At 70.5% G+C, this 21,065-nt stretch carries 16 protein-coding genes and 1 pseudogene; 10 read left to right on the top strand and 7 right to left on the bottom strand.

The window, feature by feature from the left end; genetic code table 11:
- Positions 1-14: 14 nt before the first annotated feature.
- Positions 15-755, bottom strand: coding sequence for an FAD-dependent thymidylate synthase (gene thyX, locus K3769_RS29490; RefSeq protein WP_267029292.1), 741 nt, complete (start codon positions 753-755; stop codon positions 15-17).
- Positions 756-988: 233 nt separating this feature from the next.
- Between thyX and K3769_RS29485 the strand changes: the two genes are divergently transcribed.
- Positions 989-1,228, top strand: coding sequence for a hypothetical protein (locus K3769_RS29485; RefSeq protein ID WP_267029291.1), 240 nt, complete (start codon positions 989-991; stop codon positions 1,226-1,228).
- A 124-nt stretch (positions 1,229-1,352) separates the two neighbouring features.
- Complete coding sequence (locus tag K3769_RS29480; protein WP_267029290.1) at positions 1,353-1,913, top strand: SCO5741 family PH domain-containing membrane protein; 561 nt, start codon at positions 1,353-1,355, stop codon at positions 1,911-1,913.
- A 64-nt stretch (positions 1,914-1,977) separates the two neighbouring features.
- On the opposite strand, the gene K3769_RS29475 is transcribed toward K3769_RS29480, so the two are convergent.
- The 5 genes from K3769_RS29475 to rpsO form a co-directional block, all read right to left on the bottom strand.
- Positions 1,978-2,430, bottom strand: a complete 453-nt coding sequence (locus K3769_RS29475; protein ID WP_267029289.1) for a tetratricopeptide repeat protein — start codon at positions 2,428-2,430, stop codon at positions 1,978-1,980.
- A 5-nt stretch (positions 2,431-2,435) separates the two neighbouring features.
- Complete coding sequence (gene dapB, locus K3769_RS29470) at positions 2,436-3,188, bottom strand: 4-hydroxy-tetrahydrodipicolinate reductase (protein ID WP_267029288.1); 753 nt, start codon at positions 3,186-3,188, stop codon at positions 2,436-2,438.
- A gap of 44 nt (positions 3,189-3,232) precedes the next feature.
- Positions 3,233-4,612, bottom strand: coding sequence for a M16 family metallopeptidase (locus K3769_RS29465; protein WP_267029287.1), 1,380 nt, complete (start codon positions 4,610-4,612; stop codon positions 3,233-3,235).
- A complete protein-coding gene (locus K3769_RS29460) occupies positions 4,609-6,828 on the bottom strand; it encodes a polyribonucleotide nucleotidyltransferase (RefSeq protein ID WP_267029286.1) in 2,220 nt (739 codons plus the stop codon). The genes K3769_RS29465 and K3769_RS29460 overlap by 4 nt, the downstream gene beginning before the upstream one ends.
- 343 nt (positions 6,829-7,171) lie before the next feature.
- Positions 7,172-7,459 (bottom strand): 30S ribosomal protein S15, encoded by a 288-nt coding sequence (gene rpsO / locus K3769_RS29455; protein ID WP_020128575.1) that lies wholly within the window; start codon positions 7,457-7,459, stop codon positions 7,172-7,174.
- Between the two features lie 332 nt (positions 7,460-7,791).
- On the opposite strand from rpsO, the gene K3769_RS29450 reads away from it, so the two are divergent.
- The 8 genes and pseudogenes from K3769_RS29450 (at position 7,792) to K3769_RS29415 (ending at position 20,018) form a co-directional block, all read left to right on the top strand.
- Positions 7,792-8,088 carry a DUF397 domain-containing protein gene (locus K3769_RS29450; RefSeq protein WP_267029285.1) on the top strand — a complete coding sequence of 99 codons (297 nt, stop codon included), beginning with the start codon at positions 7,792-7,794 and terminating at the stop codon, positions 8,086-8,088.
- A gap of 37 nt (positions 8,089-8,125) precedes the next feature.
- Positions 8,126-8,967: pseudogene (locus tag K3769_RS29445) on the top strand (IS5 family transposase).
- A 525-nt stretch (positions 8,968-9,492) separates the two neighbouring features.
- The gene (locus K3769_RS29440; RefSeq protein WP_267029284.1) at positions 9,493-13,524 is read left to right on the top strand and encodes an SCO5717 family growth-regulating ATPase; all 4,032 of its coding nucleotides are present in this window, start codon (positions 9,493-9,495) and stop codon (positions 13,522-13,524) included.
- A gap of 393 nt (positions 13,525-13,917) precedes the next feature.
- Positions 13,918-15,759 (top strand): ABC transporter substrate-binding protein, encoded by a 1,842-nt coding sequence (locus K3769_RS29435; protein WP_267029283.1) that lies wholly within the window; start codon positions 13,918-13,920, stop codon positions 15,757-15,759.
- Between the two features lie 98 nt (positions 15,760-15,857).
- Complete coding sequence (locus tag K3769_RS29430; RefSeq protein WP_267029282.1) at positions 15,858-16,940, top strand: ABC transporter permease; 1,083 nt, start codon at positions 15,858-15,860, stop codon at positions 16,938-16,940.
- Positions 16,937-17,926, top strand: a complete 990-nt coding sequence (locus K3769_RS29425) for an ABC transporter permease (protein WP_267029281.1) — start codon at positions 16,937-16,939, stop codon at positions 17,924-17,926. The genes K3769_RS29430 and K3769_RS29425 overlap by 4 nt, the downstream gene beginning before the upstream one ends.
- Positions 17,923-19,002, top strand: a complete 1,080-nt coding sequence (locus K3769_RS29420; RefSeq protein WP_267029280.1) for an ABC transporter ATP-binding protein — start codon at positions 17,923-17,925, stop codon at positions 19,000-19,002. The genes K3769_RS29425 and K3769_RS29420 overlap by 4 nt, the downstream gene beginning before the upstream one ends.
- Entirely contained in the window at positions 18,999-20,018 is a 1,020-nt protein-coding gene (locus K3769_RS29415; protein ID WP_267029279.1) for an oligopeptide/dipeptide ABC transporter ATP-binding protein, read from the top strand. The genes K3769_RS29420 and K3769_RS29415 overlap by 4 nt, the downstream gene beginning before the upstream one ends.
- Before the next feature lie 21 nt (positions 20,019-20,039).
- On the opposite strand, the gene K3769_RS29410 is transcribed toward K3769_RS29415, so the two are convergent.
- Positions 20,040-20,993 (bottom strand): bifunctional riboflavin kinase/FAD synthetase, encoded by a 954-nt coding sequence (locus K3769_RS29410; protein ID WP_267029278.1) that lies wholly within the window; start codon positions 20,991-20,993, stop codon positions 20,040-20,042.
- Positions 20,994-21,065 lie beyond the last annotated feature (72 nt).

Here is a 21,065-nt window from a genome sequence, read left to right as displayed (position 1 = left end):
GGGATCGAGGTGCGCTACGGCGCCACGCGCCCGTTCGTGTTGAAGGCGGCGTACGTGAGGGGCATGAGCCGGGCCCACTCCGCCTCCATCCTCTCGCCGACCATCTCGATCTCCCGCTGCGGGAAGGACGGGACCTTCGCCTGCTCGTGCTGGGTGCGCAGACCGAGGAAGTGCATCAGCGAGCGGGCGTTGCACGTCGCGTACATCGAGGAGAACAGGCCCACCGGGAGGACGGCGCGGGCGACCTCGCGGGCCACACCGGCGGCGAGCATCTCCTGGTACGCCTCGTACGCCTGGCGGTACGAGTCCTCCATGACGCGGCCCGTGAGCTCCTGCTGGGCCTCGGTGCCCTCCACGAAGACGTACTTGCCGGGGCGGCCCTCCTGGACCAGCTTGCGGGACGCGCCAGGGACGTAGAAGACCGGCTCCAGCTCCCTGTAGCGGCCCGATTCCTCGTTGTACGACCAGCCCACGCGGTGCCGCATGAACTCGCGGAAGACGAAGATCGGGGCGCTGATCAGGAAGGTCATCGAGTTGTGCTCGAAGGGGCTGCCGTGCCGGTCCCGCATCAGGTAGTTGATCAGGCCCTTCGAACGCTCCGGGTCCTTCTGCAACTCGCCCAGGGACTGCTCCCCGAGGGTCGAGACCCGGGCGGCGAACAGCACGTCGGAGTCGGAAGCGGTGTGCTTCACCAACTCGACGGTGACATCGCTGCGGAAGCTGGGCTTGAGGTCGTCGGCGGGGGTGTCGGTCACGGCGTGGAGGGTCCTTCCCAGTACTGGCTCGGGCGGCGACCACTCTACGGCCAGGCACCGACAACGAGGGGTCCGGTGCCGTGCCGCGACACATTCGGCGAACTTCTGCGCATCCGGTGAAAGATGGCACCTTTTGGGGCACTCGCTCGTCTGTATTGATGACAACGATTCGTTCGAATCCCCGGAGGTCGAATCCCCGGAGGATTCGCGTTCCCTGAGGAGAAGCGCACCCCATGTTCCGTCGGCGCGAGCCCGTACCGTTCGCCTTCATCGCCGAAGCCGACCAGTTCCGCAGCAATGTCGCTCCCCCGCCGCGTCAGCGGGCCTCCGCCGGTGAACTGGTCGGCCGATGGCTCATAGGCCTCACCGTGGTGGCGGGCCTCGCGGGCTCCCTGTTCGTCGGGCTGCCCGCCCTCTCGGCCGACGTCTCGCCCGCGCACACGCAGCAGTCCGACGCGTCCTCGCGCCGCTGACCTCCTCTCCCACCGGCCCCGTGGCCGGGCAGCACCCTCATGGACCCCCGCGGGTGGTGGGCGGAGATCGGGCTAGGTAGCCTCACCGGGCATAGTCCATGCGTGGATTGAGTGAGGATCAGTCGTGCCCCTGCCCTTTCTGACCGCCGATCGCGCTTTCGAAGAGGCCGGCGAGGATCTCGCGCTGCCGTTCGACGACCGCGACCAGTGGCGGCGTCCCTACCGGCCCGGCCCCTGGCGGGTCGGCTCGGCCGCGCTTTCGCTGCTGCTCGCCTCGTACCTGCTGTTCGCGGCGGTCATCATCGCCGTGGCCGGGAACGCGTCCGGGGGCTCGGTGTGCCTGGTGCTCGCCGTGGTGGTCATCGCGAGTGCGCTGCGGCTGCTGCGGATGGGCGCGTGGGTGAGCGCCGCCGGACTGCGCCGGGTGCGCTTCGTGCAGACGACCACGACACCGTGGGCGCATGTCATGGTCGTACGCACCGTGCAGCAGCCGGTGCGCTGGCTCGGGATGCCGCGGACCGTGCAGGGGCAGGCGCTCGTCCTCGTCCGCGGCGGCCACTCCGGCAATGAGACGACTCCCCTGCTGACCACGCACAACGCGGATTTCCTGGGGCGCCCCGAGGCCTTCGACCGGGCCGCGGACGGTGTCGAGGTCTGGGCGGACGAGTACCGGCAGCACGCGTAAGCGGTGTGTACGACGAAGGGGCCGGCCCGCTGATGCGGGTCGGCCCCTTCGTCGTACACACCGTTCAGGCCCGTGCGGGCTTGCCGTCGTGCAGGGCGATCGCGTGCTGCATCGCCTTGCGGGCGCGTGGAGTGTCGCGGGCGTCGTGGTAGGCGACCGCCAGACGGAACCAGCTGCGCCAGTCGTCGGGGGCTTCCTCCGTCTCCGCCTTGCGCCGGGCGAAGACCTCGTCGGCGGAGTCGCGGTCGATACGGCCGGACGGGGTGCGCCTGAGCTGGTCGACGGGCAGCCCGCCCTCGGCGTCGAGCTCGGTGGCGAGCCGGTTGGCGCGCTGCACGAACTGGGTGTTCTTCCAGAGGAACCAGACACCGATCACCGGCAGGATCAGGACGGCGACCCCGAAGGTGACCGTGAGCAGCGAACCGTGCTGGATGAGCAGCACGCCCCGGCTGCCGACCAGGACGAAGTAGACGACCAGGACGGCTGCCGTGACGGCGTACGTGATTTTGGCTGTCATGGCGGCTACTTCAGATCCAGGAAGTGTTCCAGGCCGAAGGTGAGGCCCGGGGTGTCCACGACGCGGCGCACGCCCAGCAGGATGCCCGGCATGAAGCTGCTGTGGTGCAGGGAGTCGTGGCGGATCGTGAGGGTCTCGCCCTCGCCGCCGAGCAGCACCTCCTGGTGGGCCAGCAGGCCGCGCAGCCGGACCGAGTGCACCGGGACGCCGTCGATGTCCGCGCCGCGCGCGCCGTCCGGGCCCGTCGCCGTGGCGTCGGGCTGCGGGGCGCTGCCCGCCTTCTGCCGGGCGGCGGCGATGAGCTGGGCGGTGCGGGTGGCGGTGCCGCTGGGGGCGTCCACCTTCTTCGGGTGGTGCAGTTCGATGACCTCGACGGACTCGAAGTACGGCGCGGCCACCTCCGCGAACTTCATGGTGAGCACCGCGCCGATGGAGAAGTTCGGGGCGATGAGCACGCCCGTCCCCGGTGCGGCGGCCAGCGAGGCGGTCAGCTGGGCGAGGCGCTGGTCGGTCCAGCCCGTCGTACCGACCACGGCGTGGATGCCGTGGCGGAGGCAGAAGTCGAGGTTGTCCATCACCGAGTCGGGGGTGGTGAGTTCGACGACGACCTGGGCGCCGGTGCCGGTCAGGGCCTCCAGGGAGTCCCCGCGTCCGAGGGCGGCCACCAGCTCCAGGTCCTCGGCCGCCTCGACGGCCCGTACCGCCTCTGATCCGATACGCCCCTTGGCGCCGAGGACCGCCACGCGCAGCTTGCTCATGTTCTTGATTCCTTAGTCGATGACGTACGCCGACGTGTGCCGCTCTACGCGACGGCGTCGTGCAGACGGGACGCCTGCTTGTCCTTCAGCGGACCGATGACGGACAGCGAGGGCCGCTGGCCCAGGAGCTCGGCGGCGACCTCCCGGACGTCGTCCGGGGTGACCGACTCGATCCGGGTCAGCATGTCGTCGACGGACATCTGCTCGCCCCAGCACAGTTCGCTCTTGCCGATACGGTTCATCAGCGCGCCGGTGTCCTCCAGGCCGAGGACCGTGGAGCCGCGGAGCTGGCCGATGGCGCGGTCGATCTCGTCGTCGGGCAGACCGTGTGCGGCGACCTGGTCGAGTTCGTCGCGGCAGATCTTCAGCACGTCGTGGACCTGGCTGGGCCGGCAGCCCGCGTACACGCCGAAGAGACCGCAGTCGGCGAAGCCCGAGGTGTACGAGTACACGCTGTAGGCGAGGCCACGCTTCTCGCGGACCTCCTGGAAGAGCCGGGAGGACATGCCGCCGCCCAGTGCGGTGTTCAGGACGCCGAGCGCCCAGCGGCGCTCGTCGGTGCGGGCCAGGCCCGGCATGCCGAGGACGACATGGGCCTGCTCGGTCTTGCGGCCGATGAGCTCGACGCGTCCGGCGGTGCGCAGGATGCGGGAGCCGGCGCGCGGGGCGATGGGGGTGGCGTCCTGCCGCTTGAGCGCGCCCGCCTTCTCGAAGGCGGCACGGACCTGGCGTACGACCTTGTTGTGGTCGACGTTGCCGGCGGCTGCGACCACGAGGTGGGTCGGGTCGTAGTGCTTCTTGTAGAAGCGCCGGATGCGGTCCGCGGTGAGGGCGTTGACCGTGTCGACCGTGCCGAGGACCGGGCGGCCGAGCGGGGTGTCGCCGAGCATGGTGTGCGCGAACAGGTCGTGCACGCAGTCGCCCGGGTCGTCCTCGGTCATCGCGATCTCTTCGAGGATCGCGCCGCGCTCGACGTTCACGTCCTCCTCGCGGATCAGCGAGCCGGTGAGCATGTCGCAGACCACGTCGATGGCGAGCGGCAGGTCGGTGTCGAGCACGCGTGCGTAGTAGCACGTGTACTCCTTGGCCGTGAACGCGTTCATCTCGCCGCCGACCGCGTCGATCGCGGAGGAGATGTCCAGGGCGCTGCGCTTGTCCGTGCCCTTGAAGAGGAGGTGTTCGAGGTAGTGCGTGGCGCCGTTCAGAGCCGGCGTCTCGTCGCGCGAGCCGACGTGCGCCCAGATGCCGAAGGTGGCGGAGCGCACGGAGGGCAGGGTCTCGGTGACGATGCGCAGGCCCCCGGGAAGGGTGGTCTTGCGGACCGTGCCGATGCCGTTCTCGCCCTTGATCAGGGTTTGGGTACGGGCGACGGCCCGCGCCTCCGAGGAGGTGCGGGCCGTCGTCGTAGAGCTACTCGACGTCACTTGTCGGTGTCGTCCTTCTTCTCATCGTCGTCGCCTTCGCCCTCGATCACGGGGATGAGGGAGAGCTTGCCGCGGGAGTCGATCTCGGCGATCTCGACCTGGACCTTGGAGCCCACGGCCACGACGTCCTCGACGTTCTCCACGCGCTTGCCGCCGGCGAGCTTGCGGATCTGCGAGATGTGCAGCAGTCCGTCCTTGCCCGGGAGCAGCGACACGAACGCGCCGAAGGTCGTCGTCTTCACGACGGTGCCCAGGTAGCGCTCGCCGACCTCCGGCATGGTCGGGTTGGCGATCGAGTTGATCGTGGCGCGCGCGGCCTCGGCCTGCGAGCCCTGCTGGGCACCGATGTAGATGGTGCCGTCGTCCTCGATCGTGATGTCGGCGCCGGTGTCCTCCTGGATCTGGTTGATCATCTTGCCCTTCGGGCCGATGACCTCACCGATCTTGTCCACGGGGATCTTGACCGTGATGATCCGCGGGGCGTTCGGGGACATCTCGTCCGGCGTGTCGATCGCTTCCATCATCACGTCGAGGATGTGGAGGCGGGCGTCGCGGGCCTGCTTGAGGGCCGCGGCCAGGACGGAGGCGGGGATGCCGTCCAGCTTGGTGTCCAGCTGGAGGGCGGTCACGAACTCCTTGGTGCCGGCGACCTTGAAGTCCATGTCGCCGAAGGCGTCCTCCGCACCGAGGATGTCGGTGAGGGCGACGTAGTGCGTCTCGCCGTTGATCTCCTGGGAGATCAGACCCATGGCGATGCCGGCGACGGGGGCCTTGAGGGGCACACCGGCGTTCAGCAGCGACATGGTGGAGGCGCAGACCGAGCCCATGGACGTCGAGCCGTTGGAGCCGAGGGCCTCGGACACCTGACGGATCGCGTAGGGGAACTCCTCGCGCGTCGGCAGGACCGGCACGATGGCGCGCTCGGCGAGCGCTCCGTGGCCGATCTCGCGGCGCTTCGGGGAGCCGACGCGGCCGGTCTCGCCGACGGAGTACGGCGGGAAGTTGTAGTTGTGCATGTACCGCTTGCGGGTCACCGGGGAAAGGGTGTCCAGCTGCTGCTCCATCCGGAGCATGTTCAGGGTGGTGACGCCCAGGATCTGGGTCTCGCCACGCTCGAACAGGGCGGAGCCGTGCACGCGCGGGATGGCCTCGACCTCGGCGGCGAGCGTACGGATGTCCGTGACGCCGCGGCCGTCGATGCGGACCTTGTCCTTGATGACGCGCTCACGCATCAGGGACTTGGTCAGCGAGCGGTACGCGCCGGAGATCTCCTTCTCGCGACCCTCGAACTGCGGGAGCAGCTTCTCGGCGGCGATCTCCTTGACGCGGTCCAGCTCGGCCTCGCGCTCCTGCTTGCCCGCGATGGTGAGCGCCTGGGCCAGCTCGCTCTTGACCGCGGAGGTCAGGGCCTCCAGGACGTCGTCCTGGTAGTCCAGGAAGACCGGGAACTCGCCGGTCGGCTTGGCGGCCTTCGCGGCGAGGTCGGCCTGGGCCTTGCAGAGCACCTTGATGAAGGGCTTCGCGGCGTCCAGACCGGCGGCCACGATCTCCTCGGTGGGCGCCTCGGCGCCGCCCGCGACGAGCTGGATCGTCTTCTCGGTGGCCTCGGCCTCGACCATCATGATCGCGACGTCGCCGTCCTCAAGGGCGCGACCGGCGACGACCATGTCGAAGACGGCGTCCTCGAGCTCGGTGTGCGTCGGGAACGCGACCCACTGGCCGTTGATCAGCGCGACGCGGACGCCGCCGATCGGGCCGGAGAAGGGCAGGCCGGCCAGCTGCGTGGACGCGGAGGCGGCGTTGATCGCCACGACGTCATACAGGTGGTCGGGGTTGAGCGCCATGATCGTGGCGACGACCTGGATCTCGTTGCGCAGGCCCTTCTTGAAGGACGGGCGCAGCGGGCGGTCGATGAGGCGGCAGGTGAGGATCGCGTCCTCGGAGGGCCGGCCCTCGCGGCGGAAGAAGCTGCCGGGGATCTTGCCGGCCGCGTACATCCGCTCCTCGACGTCCACCGTGAGGGGGAAGAAGTCGAGGTTGTCCTTGGGCTTCTTGGAAGCGGTGGTGGCCGACAGCACCATGGTGTCGTCGTCCAGGTACGCCACGGCGGAGCCAGCGGCCTGCTTGGCCAGGCGGCCCGTCTCGAAGCGGATGGTGCGGGTGCCGAAGGTTCCGTTGTCGATAACGGCCTCGGCGTAGTGGGTCTCGTTCTCCACTAGCGTTTTCTCCGATACTTTTCGTCTTTCGTCCCGGCCCGCCCGTGTGGCGGGGGAACGCTTCTGCGGAGAAGCGCGCCTTCTCGTGCGGGCCGGTCTTCGATCGAAGCTCCCGGGTCTCACGGTCTCCCGGGGGCCACTACCGAGGACCGGCGGCGGCGAGGCGCGCTCTTCCTCGTGTCGTGCGGTGTGGCGGCCGTACGTCGCTGTGTGCCGTACCGGTACCACGCTGTGTGCTGCGTATTGCGTTGTGCCACCACACTACAAAGGGGTGGTGACACTCCGCACGTACAGCAAAGGGAGCGGCCCCCTCTTACGTGGGAACCGCTCCCTTCACGATGTCTTACTTGGCGCCCGCCGCACCGCGGCGGATGCCCAGGCGGTCGACCAGCGCACGGAAGCGCTGGATGTCCTTCTTCGCCAGGTACTGCAGGAGGCGACGGCGCTGACCGACCAGGATCAGCAGACCACGACGGGAGTGGTGGTCGTGCTTGTGGGTCTTGAGGTGCTCGGTCAGGTCCGAGATACGGCGCGAGAGCATCGCGACCTGAACCTCGGGAGAGCCGGTGTCGCCCTCCTTCTGACCGAACTCCGTGATGAGCTGCTTCTTCGTAGCGGCATCGAGCGGCACGCGTACTCCTCGTAGTGTTCTGATGGCCACCGAGTGCCCCTGGTCCACTTCTCAGGGGAGCTTCCGTAACTCGGGAGGCGGGGATCCGCTGAGCGCGACCTCCAGGGCCCCAAGGGGGCGGTCCGGGGGTGCGTACACATACGGCCGTAACACAGCGTACCAGGGGGTGGGGGCCCCTCCGACCGGGGTTCCGGGAGTCCGGGGAGGCCAGGGCCGGTCCCAGTAGGGTGACGCGAAGTCATCCGCGGGTCGGATGTGTGCGGCGACTGGTTTGCCGATTCGCCTGTCGGTTGGTTTGTCGGGTTCGTTCGTCTGGAAGGGGTCGCTTCGCCATGGCCGAGGCAGAGGACAAGGACGTCAAGGCGCGCAAGGAGCGGGAGAAGGACGAGCTCTACGCCCTCGACATCTCGGAAGTCGAATGGCAGAGCGCGCCCGGTACCGAGGAGCACGAGGAGCGGGTAGAGATCGCGTACCTCCCCGAGGGAGCGGTGGCCATGCGGTCGTCGCTCGACCCGGACACGGTCCTGCGGTACACCGAGGCCGAGTGGCGTGCCTTCGTGCTCGGTGCGCGTGACGGCGAGTTCGATCTGGAGCCGGCTCCGCAGGACGGCGGGGGCGCGGCCGACTAACTGTCTCTAACAAAAGCCGTTGATCATGTGACTATCGGTGCGGTCTGTCGTTGGTCTGGTCGTGGGGAAACGTCAGTCGCGACCGTGGATCGTGTCGGATGAACTGTGGGCACTGATCGAGCCGTTGTTGCCCGAGCCGGCGCCGAAGCTGGTCGAGGGCAGACCTCGCGTGCCGGACCGGCAGGCCCTGTGCGGGATCCTGTTCGTCCTGCACACCGGGATCCAGTGGGAGTACCTGCCCCAGGAGCTGGGCTTCGGCTCGGGGATGACCTGCTGGCGGCGCCTGGCGGCCTGGAACGAGGCCGGCGTCTGGGACCAGCTGCATGTGCTGCTGCTGGAGAAACTGCGGTCGAAAAACCAGCTGGACTGGTCCAGGGCGGTGATCGACTCCTCGCACGTCCGCGCGGCCCGGCGAGGCCCAAAAGCGGACCCAGCCCGGTCGACCGCGCACGTCCGGGCAGCAAGCACCACCTCATCGTCGACGGCCAGGGCATCCCGCTCGCCGTGTCGCTGACCGGCGGAAACCGCAACGACATCACCCAGCTCATGCCGCTGCTCGACAAGATCCCGGCCGTCGCGGGCCAGGTCGGCAGACCCCGCCGACGGCCGGATGCGCTGCTGGCCGACCGTGGCTACGACCACGACAAGTACCGCCGTCTGCTCTGGCAGCGCGGGATCCGCCCCGTGATCGCGAAGCGAGGCGAGCCTCACGGCACTGGCCTGGGCATTTTCCGCTATGTCGTCGAGCGCACGATCGCCTGGCTCCACGGCTTCCGCCGCCTGCGCATCCGCTGGGAACGACGCGACGACATCCACGAAGCGTTCCTCGGACTCGCCGTCTGCCTGATCACCCACCGCCACGTCCAACGCCTTTGTTAGGGACAGTAAGGGCTGTCCCGTAACTCCCGGTGGATCAGCGTGCGGCGTCGAGCCGGTGCATCGCAAGGCGCGGTCGCCCTCATACCGGGTGTATTCGGGCGATCCGGCAACGCCGCGAGGTGCCGTAGCTGTCGTCGTGCGCCCGCCGGGAGTTACGGGACAGCCCTTAGTACGGCGGCGGACGCCGTGGAGTGAGAGGGGCGCACCGCGGCACAGAAGAAGGGCCGGTGGCACGGATGCCACCGGCCCTTCTCGTTTTCGCGCTCTTTGTCCACTTTGCCTTCCGCGCAAGGCCGTTCATACGCCACTTCTGGGCAGGCTGTGACGTAGTGGGCGGGACCGCGGGGGTGGACGGGCCTGCCGTGGGGGTGGTTGTGGTGATTAGGCTGGGGTGGGCGCGGCAGTAGTACCCGTGGACGGGACCGCCGCTTCACAGGGGGATCCGGGGCGCGTCGAAAGGCCCCGGACGACGAGAACGGTCGCCCCGGCTCGACATGAGGGTGCTCGACCACACCAGGAGGAATTGTGAACAGCGATCGGGACGGGATCCGCGGGGGCTGGGCCACACCCGGCGATGACCAGTCCGACGCGGAGTCCGCCGTCGAGACGACGGGCGAGTTCACCATCGACTACGCCCCTCCCGCCTGGTACACGCAGAACGCGTCAGGCAGTTCGGGCGGAGCTTCCCCGGCGGTCACGGAGACGGAGGAGGCGGACGAGGCGGACGAGGCGGACCAGTCCGACGAGTCCGACGAGTCCGACGGTTCAGACGGGTCCGGCAAGGGGGAGAAGGCGGAGGCCGACTCTCAGGCGGAGCGGGACGCGAGCGGTACGGCCGGTGGGGCGCCGGAGCCCCAGCGGGCACCGGTCGCGCCTTCGTTCGGCCCCCGGCTGCCGGGTGTGCCGGCGTTCGCTTCCGGGGCTCCCTACACCGCGCCGGTTCCGCCTCCTGTTCCGCCCGTTGCTCCTGTTCCTCCTGTAGCTCCGGCCCGGGGGCCGGTCGGCGTTCCGAAACTGCCTGTGGGCAGTGGGTACGAGCCGCAGGGCGGCGTTTCCGAGACGCCGGGCGGCGGTTCGGGAGGGCCTGCCGCCGTCCCGAATCTGCCGAACTTCCAGGGGCCGGGACAGGGACAGCAGGGACAGCAAGGTCAGCAGGAACAGCAGGCGTGGTCTCCGCCGGTTCCGCCGGCGGCGCCGGTTGCGGCTCCTCAGCCCTCCTCGGCTCCCGACGCCACGGGGAGCACCGGGAACGCCGACGGCGACAGTGGGGACATCGAGAGCGGTGCCACCCTGCGCATCTCCCCCGGCGCCGTGAAGCGGGAGGCCGCGGAGCGCGCGGCAGCCGAGTCCCAGGCCGAGAGCGGGCGCGTGTCCGAGGTCGAGCCTGAGCCCGAGGCCGGGTCCGGGTCCGGGTCCGGGTCCGGGTCCGGGTCCGGGTCCGGGTCTGAGGCTGAGGCCAAGTCCGTCGGCCCGGCTCCGGTTGCCGACGGCACCGAGAGCGCCGACGGGGACGTCGTCCAGGTCGCGTTCGGCAGTCCGTCCGAGGACGACGACGAGGTGGACGCAGGAGCCGAGGAGACGTCTCCGGTGGACGCACCCGTGCTGTCCGTCACCACCGACGAGGACGAGAGCAAGGGCGAGACCGAGGGCGACAAGCGGAAGGAAGGGCTGGAGGACGAGGCCCCAACCGCAGCCGCGGCCACACAGACGTTCGCGGACGACGACGAGCCGCAGCCTGTTGACGCCCTCGCACAGAGTTCCGGCGATCTCGGCGATTCCGCGTCCGTTACGGGTCCCGTTGCGGGTCCCTTGGCGGACCCCGCGACGGACGCCGTGACCGACTCCGAGCAGGACGGCGCCGTGCGGGACACACCTCCCGCGTGGACTCCGCCCCCGCTGCCGCAGGGCGGACTGCCTCCGCTGCCGCCCGCGTACCAGCCTGCCGCGCCCGCTTCCGCCGGACAGTGGCCCACGTCGACGGAGGGTGAGGACGGGCAGCCGCAGGCGGACGCTCCAGCTCAGCCGTCCGCGCCGCCGCAGGGACAGCCGTTCCAGCCGCAGGCGCCGCAGTCCTCTCCGCCGGCCTGGCCGGTCACGCCCGGGACGCCCGCGGCCCCGGCTGCATCCGCTGCCCCCGCTGCCGCCAGCACTCCGGCCCCCGGTGGTTACGGGTTCCCGCAGTTCAGTGCCCCGGGTACGACTCCGGGGGCGCAGGACAGCGTTCCCGGTACGCCCCCGGCGGCGGCCCAGGCACCTCCTGGCTCCCCGCAGCCGCAGCCGCAGCCGCCCCAGCACTCGCAGCAGCCGCAGCCCGGGAGCTCGACTGTGCCTCCGGCTCAGCCTCAGGCTCCGGTGCCGGCTCCCCCGCCGGTCGCGGGTCCGGGACCGCAGGGCGGTTACGGCTTCCCGCCGCCCGGACCTGTCGCCGCGCAGCCGGCCCAGCCCGCGCAGTCCCCGCAGTCCCCGCAGTCCGGGGAGGACCTGCGTGGCGCTCTGGAGGAGGCCCGGCGCGCGCGCAGGGCAGCCGCTCAGGCGCAGCCCGCCCAGCCCGTTCAGCCCGCCCAGCCGGACCCGGCTGCCGCGAACCCCTCCGCGCCGGCCCCCGCTTACGGGTTCCCGCAGCCGGGCGCACCGGCCCAGCCGGGCAGCCCCGCGCCGCACACGCCCAACGCCCCCGGCCCGCAGCCCGGTTACGGCTTCCCTCAGCCCGGGGTCCCCGACTCGCCTGCCCAGCAGGGGGGTTACGGGTTCCCGCAGGCGCAGGCTCCGCAAGCCCCGCAGGCGCCGGCTCCTCAACAGCCCGCCCCGCAGCCGTTCCCCCAGCAGGGTCAGCCCTACCAGCCGCCGCAGGCTCAGGCACCGGCACAGGCCCAACCGCAACCTCAACCGCAGCCGCCCCATGCGCAGGGCCCGAGCCAGGGCCAGCCGGAACAGCAGCCCCCCGTCGATCCCCGTACCGGTACCGCCTGGCCGCAGCCCGTGCAGCACGATCAGCGGCAGCGGACCAACCCGGGGGCGCCGCTCGGTTACACGGCGGCCGTGGAGCTGTCGTCCGACCGGCTGCTCAACAACAAGAAGCAGAAGGCGAAGAGCGGGCGGCCCGCCGCCGGGTCCTCCCGGTTCAAGCTCGGCGGCAAGAAGGAGGAGGCCGAGCGGCAGCGCAAGCTCGACCTGATCCGTACTCCGGTGCTCTCGTGCTACCGCATCGCCGTCATCAGCCTCAAGGGCGGCGTGGGCAAGACGACCACGACCACCGCGCTCGGTGCCACGCTCGCCACCGAGCGGCAGGACAAGATCCTCGCCATCGACGCCAACCCGGACGCCGGTACGCTCGGCCGCCGTGTGCGCCGCGAGACCGGGGCCACCATCCGCGACCTCGTACAGGCGATCCCCTACCTCAACTCGTACATGGACATCAGGCGATTCACCTCGCAGGCCCCGTCGGGTCTTGAGATCATCGCCAACGACGTCGACCCGGCCGTGTCGACCACGTTCAACGACGAGGACTACCGGCGCGCGATCGACGTGCTCGGCAGGCAGTACCCGATCATCCTCACGGACTCCGGTACGGGCCTGCTGTACAGCGCCATGCGCGGTGTACTCGACCTCGCCGACCAGCTCATCATCATCTCGACGCCGTCCGTGGACGGTGCCAGCAGCGCCAGTACGACGCTGGACTGGCTGTCGGCGCACGGGTACGCGGATCTGGTGTCGCGGTCCCTCACCGTCATCTCCGGGGTGCGCGAGACCGGCAAGATGATCAAGGTGGACGACATCGTCAGCCACTTCGAGACGCGCTGCCGGGGTGTGGTCGTCGTCCCGTTCGACGAGCACCTGGCGGCGGGTGCCGAGGTCAACCTCGACATGATGCGGCCGAAGGTGCGCGAGGCGTACTTCAACCTGTCGGCGCTGGTCGCGGAGGACATCGCGCGGCACCAGCAGTCGCAGGGGCTGTGGACGTCGGACGGCAACCCGCCGCCGGTCGCCGCCCCGCCGATGCCTGGTCAGCCGATGCCCGGCCCGGGCCAGCCCATGCCTGGGCAGCCCCTCCACGGGCAGCACGTGCCTGGGCAACCCGTACCCGGACAGCAGTACCCGGGCCAGCCGGGGCAGCCGGTGCCGGGCCAGCCATTGCCAGGCCAGCAGTATCCCGGCCCCTTCCCCCAGCAGGCCCAGCCCGCACAGCAGGCCCAGCCGTACCAGCCCCCACAGGCCCAGCCCCAGGCCCACCCCCAACCCCAGTCGCCGCCGCAACAGCCGCACCCCGGCCAGCAGCCCTACCCGCCGCAAGGAGCCCAGCCCGCGCAGCAGGTCCCGCCGCAGCAGCCGGGGCAGATGGGCTATCCCGCTCCGCAGAGCTGGCAGCAGCCCCAGCCCGGGCAGCCGACGGGACAGCCGGGTGCACCCTTCCAGCCGGGGGCGCCGCCCCACCAGCCGCCTGCCCAGCCCCCGCAGGCGGAGCAGGGCGGTCAGGAATCCCAGGGGCAGAGCCCGCAGGAGCAGAACTCGCAGGGGCAGAACCCCCAGGCCCCTCCGCCCCCGCCGCCCCACCAGTAACCGCCCGCACAGCCGACGCGCGCAGTTCACGCGCACAGTTCACCCGTACGGTCCAGTTCCTGGCCGTCGATCCAGCCTCAGGGCCCGCCCCGTGCTTCCACGGCGCGGGCCCTCGGCGCACCCGGGACGCTTCTCGCGTGGCCGGTGCCAACACACCGCCGTACCAGCCCCGTTCCGTACCGCCAGCCTCCTACCAGGCACCCTTCACCGGTCTGGACCAATGACCGTGAATTCCGGGTCAACTCGTTATTTCCGCAGGCCACACGGGGTTCACGGGCCGTTGACGCATGCCGACCAGCGCTGATAGACACTCACATCGACCCGGCCGCGGTCACCGGATCGGCAGGGCAACAGCCCATCTCCGTGCGAGTGATGACGTGAGGTCAGCGAGCCATGGACACACACGACCAGTTCGGCCTGAGGGGCACCGTCCTGCGGATCTTCGCGGTCGCCGGTGCCGCCGCCCTCACCCTCACCGTCGGTCAGCTGACCCCGCTCGGCCCCTCTCCCCAGCGGGCCGAGGCGAAGGACGACAAACAGGTCCTCACGGTCGCGGTGTCGCAGAGCGTCGACTCGCTGAGCCCGTTCCTCGCGTCGCGGCTGGTCAGTACGAGCATCCACCGGCTCATGTACGAGTACCTGACCAACTACGACCCGAAGGACAACCACGCGATCCCGGGTCTCGCCACCAAGTGGGAGCCCTCGGCCGACAAGCTCACCTGGACCTACACGATCCGCGACAACTCGAAGTGGTCGGACGGGAAGCAGGCCACCGCCGAGGACGCGGCGTGGACGTTCAACACGATGATGACCGACGAGGGCGCGGCCACCGCGAACGGCAGTTTCGTCGCGAACTTCAAGAAGGTCACCGCCCCCAGCCCCACGAAGCTGGTCATCGAGCTGAAGAAGCCGCAGGCCACGATGGCCGCACTGGACGTGCCGATCGTCCCGAAGCACGTCTGGGAGAAGGTCGACGACTTCTCCAAGTTCAACAACGACAAGAAGTTCCCGATCGTCGGCAACGGCCCGTTCGTCCTGACGGCCTACAAGGCCGACAGCTACGTACGGCTGAAGCCCAACAAGTCGTTCTGGCGCGGGGCTCCGAAGTTCGACGAGCTGGTCTTCAAGTACTACAAGGACGGGGACGCGGCGGTCGCGGCGCTGCAGAAGGGCGAGGTGTCGTTCGTCTCGGGGCTGACGCCCGCGCAGGCCGCGGCGCTGAAGAGCCAGCAGGACGTCACGGTCAACGACGCGCCGGGCCGCCGTTTCTACGCGCTCGCCACCAACCCGGGAGCCCAGGCGAAGAACGGCAAGAAGTTCGGCGACGGGCATGAATCGCTGAAGAACCCGAAGGTCCGGCGGGCGCTGTTCGCGGCCGTGGACCGCGGGACCGTCATCGACAAGGTGTTCCAGGGCCACGCGGTGGAGGGCGAGGGCTACATCCCGCCGCGCTTCTCCCCGTACTTCTGGAAGCCGGCGGAGAGCCGGCGGATCTCGTACGACCCCGCCGAGGCCGCCCGGCTTCTCGACGAGGCGGGCTACAAGAAGAACGGTGACGGCAAACGGGTCGGCAAGAACGGCAAGCCGATCACCTACCGCATCCTCTGCCATGCCACGGATCCGCCGGACAAGGCGGTCGGGAAGTATCTGCAGGAGTGGTGGGGCAAGCTCGGCATCGGTGTCTCGCTCGACTGCCGGGACAACGTGAGCGACCCTTGGCTGGCGGGCGAGTACGACCTCGCCTTCGACGGCTGGTCCGTCAACCCCGACCCCGACTTCGTCCTGTCCATCCACACCTGTGCTGCGCTCCCGGCGACGCCCAAGGACATCGGCGCGACCGACAACTTCATCTGCGACAAGAAGTACGACGAGCTGTACGACCAGCAGCTCGCCGAGTACGACGCCACCAAGAGGGCGGAAATCGTCAAGCGGATGGAGTCGCGGCTGTACGACACCGGGTACATGAACGTCATGGCGTACCCGAACGCGGTCGAGGCCTATCGCTCGGACCAGATCGCGTCGATCACGAAGATGCCCGAGGCCGCGGGCAACATCTACGGACAGGACGGCTACTGGAGCTGGTGGTCGGCGACGCCGGCCGCCGACGGCGAATCCTCCGGCGGGTCGAACCAGACAGGCGTCATCATCGGCATCGTCGCGGGCGTGGTGATCCTCGCGGGTCTCGGGGCGTTCTTCGCGATGCGCCGCCGCGCGACCGCCGAGGACCGCGAATAGTCCCCCGGCCCGCCGGGACGACCGGAACCGGCCGACCCGGGAGCATCGGGATTGACTGACCGGGACGATCGGGAGTGGCCCAACAGTGAAGGCCGTTCATGACCGCTGAAGCGACACCCTCGCCGGTCGGGAAGCCCGTGGGCGGGCGGACCGGGAGTCCGGCCCCGGCCGGCCCGTCGGCGGCCCGCGGACCACGGGTACGCGGCACCGCGTACCCCCGGTACGTGGCCGGCAAGCTGGGCGGCGCGGCCGTCTCCCTGCTCGCCGTCCTCGTCACCAGCTTCTTCCTCTTCCGGCTGATCCCCGGCGACCCGGTGAAGTTCATGACGGGCGGACGCCAGGTGTCGGCCCAGCAACTGGCCGCGTACAGGCGGGAGTTCGGGCTCGATCTGCCGCTGTGGCAGCAGTTCACGGACTACTGCGGCAAGGCGCTCACCGGTGACCTCGGCACCTCGTACCAGTTCCGCGCGCCGGTCATGGACAAGATCAGCGAGGCCCTGCCGAACACGCTGCTGCTCACGGGCACGGCCTTCGTCCTGTACACGGCGATCGGCGTCGTCCTCGGCACCCGGGCCGCGTGGCGCCACGGCGGGCTCGGCGACCGCCTCAACACCGGACTCGCGCTGACCCTCTACTCGATCCCGTCGTTCTGGCTGGGCCTGCTCCTGATCATCGTCTTCTCGGTCGGGGTCGGGCCGGTCCCGGGCCTCTTCCCGACGGGCGGCATGGAATCCGGCGGCGAGGAAGGCTTCGCGTACGTCCTCGACGTCGCCCACCATCTGGTCCTTCCCGTGGTGACGCTGGTGGCGGTCGAGTACGGGCAGACGCTGCTGGTCACGCGCTCGGCACTGCTCGACGAGATGGGCGGCGACTATCTGACGACCGCGCGGGCCAAGGGCCTGCGGGACGATCTCGTCCGCCGCCGGCACGCCGTGCCGAACGCGCTGCTGCCGACGATGACGCTGGTCTTCATCAACCTCGGCCGGACCGTCGCGGGTGTGATCCTCGTCGAGACGGTCTTCTCCTGGCCCGGCCTCGGCGGGCTCTTCTACCAGGCGCTGAGCGTGCCCGACCTGCCGCTGGTGCAGGGGCTGTTCTTCGTCTTCGCCGCCGCGGTGATCGTGATGAACACACTCGCCGACCTGATCTATCCGCTGCTCGACCCCAGGGTGGGCCGATGACGACGACCGACCCGCACGAGCCGGTGCCGACGCCGACACCGACGCCGACGCCGACGCCGGACGATCCCGTGGTGGCCTCGCCCGTGCCCGCGAAGGGCGGGCCCCGCGCCCTCGCCCGGCAGCGACGGCGCGCCTCCGCCGTCCGCTTCTGGCAGCGGTACCGCACGCACCGCTCCGGTCTCCTCGGGCTCGCCGCGCTCACGCTCTTCGCCCTGGTCGCGCTGACCGCGCCGCTGACCGTCGGATCCGACGTGCAGAGCGTGACGGGCGCGCCGGGACGGCCCATGGAGAGTCCGAGCCTCGAATTCCCGCTCGGCACGGACCAGTTCGGGCGCAGTCTGCTCGGTCTGGTGGTGTGGGGTTCGCGGGTGTCGCTGCTCGTGGGCCTGCTCGCGGCCGTCCTCTCGGTCGCGATCGGCGCGCTCATCGGCATCACCGCGGGTCACTTCCGGGGCTGGTTCGCGACGGTGATGATGCGGATCACGGACTGGTTCCTGGTCATGCCGACGCTGGTGCTGGCGATCGCGCTGGCGACCGTGATGTCCCGCTCGCTCGGCACGATCATCCTGGCGATCGGCGTCACGACCTGGCCGACGACGGCCCGGCTGGTACGGGCGCAGACCCTGGCCGTGGAGTCCCGGCCGTACATCGAGCGGGCGAAGGCGCTCGGTGGCGGGCACTGGCACGTCATGTCCCGGCATGTGCTGCCCAATGTCATGCCGCTGGTGCTCGCGCAGACGACCCTGATCATCTCCTCCGCGATCCTCGCCGAGGCGACGCTGGCCTTCCTCGGGCTCGGCGACCCGACGGTGGTCTCCTGGGGCGGTCTGCTGCAGGACGCGCGGGAGGCGGGTGCGGTGAGCGCCGGGAAGTGGTGGTACCTCGTGCCGCCCGGCATCGCGATCGCCGTCGTCGCCCTCGCCTTCACGCTGTGCGGGCGTGCCGTCGAGTCCGTCCTCAACCCGAAGCTGGGGGTGGCCCGTTGAGCACACCGACCGCGCCGACCGCACCGCCCTTGCTGGACGTACGGAACCTGGAGGTGACGTACGGCGGCGGGGTGGCCGCCGTGCGCGGTGTGGACCTCACCGTCGAGGCCGGGCAGAAGGTCGGCATCGCGGGTGAGTCCGGCTGCGGCAAGTCCACTCTGGCGCTCGCGCTGCTGCGCCTGCTGCCTGCCGGGGCCCGGGTGAGCGGGGAGATCCTCCTCGACGGCGAGGACGTACTGACCATGAAGTGGGGGCGGGTACGGGCGGTCCGCTGGGCCGGTGCCTCCATCGTCTTCCAGGGCGCCATGCACTCCCTCAACGCCGTGCACCGCGTCGGGGACCAGATCGCCGAGCCGATCCTGCTGCACCGCAAGGCCACCGCGGCGGGGGCGCGGCGGCGGACCGGCGAGCTCCTGGAGCAGGTGGGGCTGCCGGCGGGACGGGCGTCCGCGTATCCGCACGAGCTGTCCGGCGGGCAGCGGCAGCGCGTGATGATCGCGATGGCGCTGGCCTGCGATCCACGGCTGGTCGTCGCCGACGAGCCGACCACCGCGCTCGACGTGATGATCCAGGCGCAGATCCTGCGGCTGATCCAGCAGCTCGTCTCCGAGCAGGAGCTGGGCCTTGTCATGATCAGCCATGACCTGGCGGTCCTGTCGGACACCTGCGACCGGCTCGCGGTGATGTACGCGGGCCGGGTGGTGGAGGAGGGGCCCGCCCGCCAGGTGTACGAGGACGCCCGGCATCCCTACGGGCAGGCGCTGTCGGCGGCCTTTCCGCGGATCGGGGACGCCGGTTCGCGGTTCGCGCCGCGCGGGCTGCCCGGGGACCCACCGGATCCGGCCGCGCTGCCGTCCGGCTGCGCGTTCCACCCCCGGTGCGCGGCGGCGCTGGACTCCTGCACCACGGAGGACCAGCTCCTGCGCCCGGCCGCCCCGGACCGCTGGGCGGCATGCGTGCACGTGAACACGCGCAGTGCTGCGGGGGCCGCGGGTTCCGCGGGCGCCGCGGATGCCGTAAAGCCCTCCGGGGCAGTGGGGGCGGGTGTGGTGGAAGACGTGAGGAGTACCCCATGACGGCTACGCCCCAGGCGGTCCCCGAGACGCCCCCGGCTTCCTCCGCACCGCTCCTGAGCGCCGAGGGTCTGCGGGTCAGTTTTCCCGCGCGGCGGGGTGACACCGCGCGGGCCCGTGCCGTCGACGGGGTGGATCTCGACATCCGGCCGGGTGAGATCGTCGCGCTGGTCGGCGAGTCGGGCTGCGGCAAGACGACCCTGGCCCGCTCGCTCCTCGGGCTGGTCCGGCCGACGGCGGGCCGGGTCACCTTCGCGGGCCGGCCGCTCGACTACTCCTCGCGGGCCCTCAAGTCGTACCGCAAGCGTGTCCAGCTGGTCCTCCAGGACCCGAGCGGCTCGCTCAACCCCCGGCACACGGTGTACGACGCGGTGGCGGAGGGGCTGCGCATCCACGCGTACGCGGGCGACGAACGGGAGGCGGTTCGGGCGGCCCTCGCGCGGGCCGGACTCCGGCCGCCCGAGCGGTTCTTCCTGCGCTACCCGCACGAGCTCTCCGGCGGCCAGCGCCAGCGTGTCGTCATCGCGGGCGCGCTCGTCCTGGAACCCGAACTCATCGTCGCCGACGAGCCGGTGGCCTCCCTGGACGCATCGGTACGCGGTGAGATCCTGGCCCTGCTGCTGCGACTGCGCGCCGAACTCGGCCTGTCCGCCCTGGTGGTGACCCACGACCTCGGACTCGCGTGGAACATCGCGGACCGGGTCGCGGTGATGTACCTGGGCCGGATCATCGAGACGGGGGCGGTGGAGGACGTCCTGAGGGCGCCTCAGCACCCTTACACACAAGCCCTGTTGTCCGTCCTGCCCGAGGCCCCCGGCGCTCCGGTCGTGCTGACCGGCGAGCCCCCGGACCCGTCCCGCATCCCCTCGGGCTGCCGTTTCCACGCCCGCTGCCAGATCCTGGCGAACGGCGAGGCCGAGCGGGCGGGGGTGGCGGACGCGTGCCGCGAGGAAGACCTACCGCTGCTCAACGGAGGCGGCACTTCCCAGGTGGCCTGCCACTGGGCCGCGTCCCGTTAGAGCCCGACCACCACCCACCGTTCAGGACGCGTCGTACGCCTCGATGAGTTCCCGGGACCGCTTCACGTCGTCCGAGATCGCTTCCAGCAAGCCCTCGATGGAGTCGAACTTCGCCATCCCCCGCACGAAGGCCAGGAAGTCGACGGCGACGTGCAGACCGTACAGATCGAGCCCGACGCGGTCGATGGCGTACGCCTCGACCGTCCGCTCGGTCCCGTCGAACTGCGGATTCGTCCCGACGGAGATCGCCGCCGGCATGGCCTCGCCCTGCGCGTGCAGCCATCCCGCGTACACCCCGTCGGCGGGGATCGCGGTGTGCGGGAGCGTCTCCACGTTGGCGGTGGGGAAGCCCAGTTCACGGCCGCGCTGGGCGCCGCGGACGACGATGCCCTCGACGCGGTGCGGACGGCCCAGGATCTCGCGGGCCCCCTCGACGTCGCCCTCGGCGACCAGCCGCCGGGTGAGCGTCGAGGAGAACGGCTCGCCGCCCCCCGCCTCCCCGGTCACGTACAGATCCACCACCTCGACCTCGAAGTCGTACGTCTTGCCCTGCTCGGCGAGGAACGCGACATCACCGGCGGCCTTGTGGCCGAAGCGGAAGTTGGGGCCCTCGACGACGGCCTTCGCGTGCAGCTTGTCGACGAGGACCTTCACCACGAACTCGGCGGGCGACAGCTTCGAGAACTCGGTCGTGAAGGGCAGGATGAGCAGCGCGTCCACACCCAGCCCGGCCATCAGCTCGGCGCGGCGGTGGTGCGGCGCGAGCAGGGGCGGGTGGCTGCCGGGACGCACGACCTCGCTCGGGTGCGGGTCGAACGTGACGACGACCGACGGAACGCCCAGTTCACGCGCCCGTTCGACGGCATGGCTGATGATCAACTGGTGTCCGCGGTGGACTCCGTCGTACGAGCCGATGGTGACGATGCTGCGCCCCCAGTCCTGGGGGATGTCCTCCAAGCCACGCCAGCGCTGCACTGTGACCGCTCCTCGTCGAACCTGTGTCCGTGTCTGCCTCATACGCAGCTCTAAGGGTGCCATGCCGCGTCC

The sequence above is a fragment of the Streptomyces ortus genome (assembly GCF_026341275.1).
Taxonomy (GTDB): domain Bacteria; phylum Actinomycetota; class Actinomycetes; order Streptomycetales; family Streptomycetaceae; genus Streptomyces; species Streptomyces ortus.
Note: the sequence above shows the minus strand (reverse complement) of the source record. Positions and strands in the feature narration are given on the sequence as shown.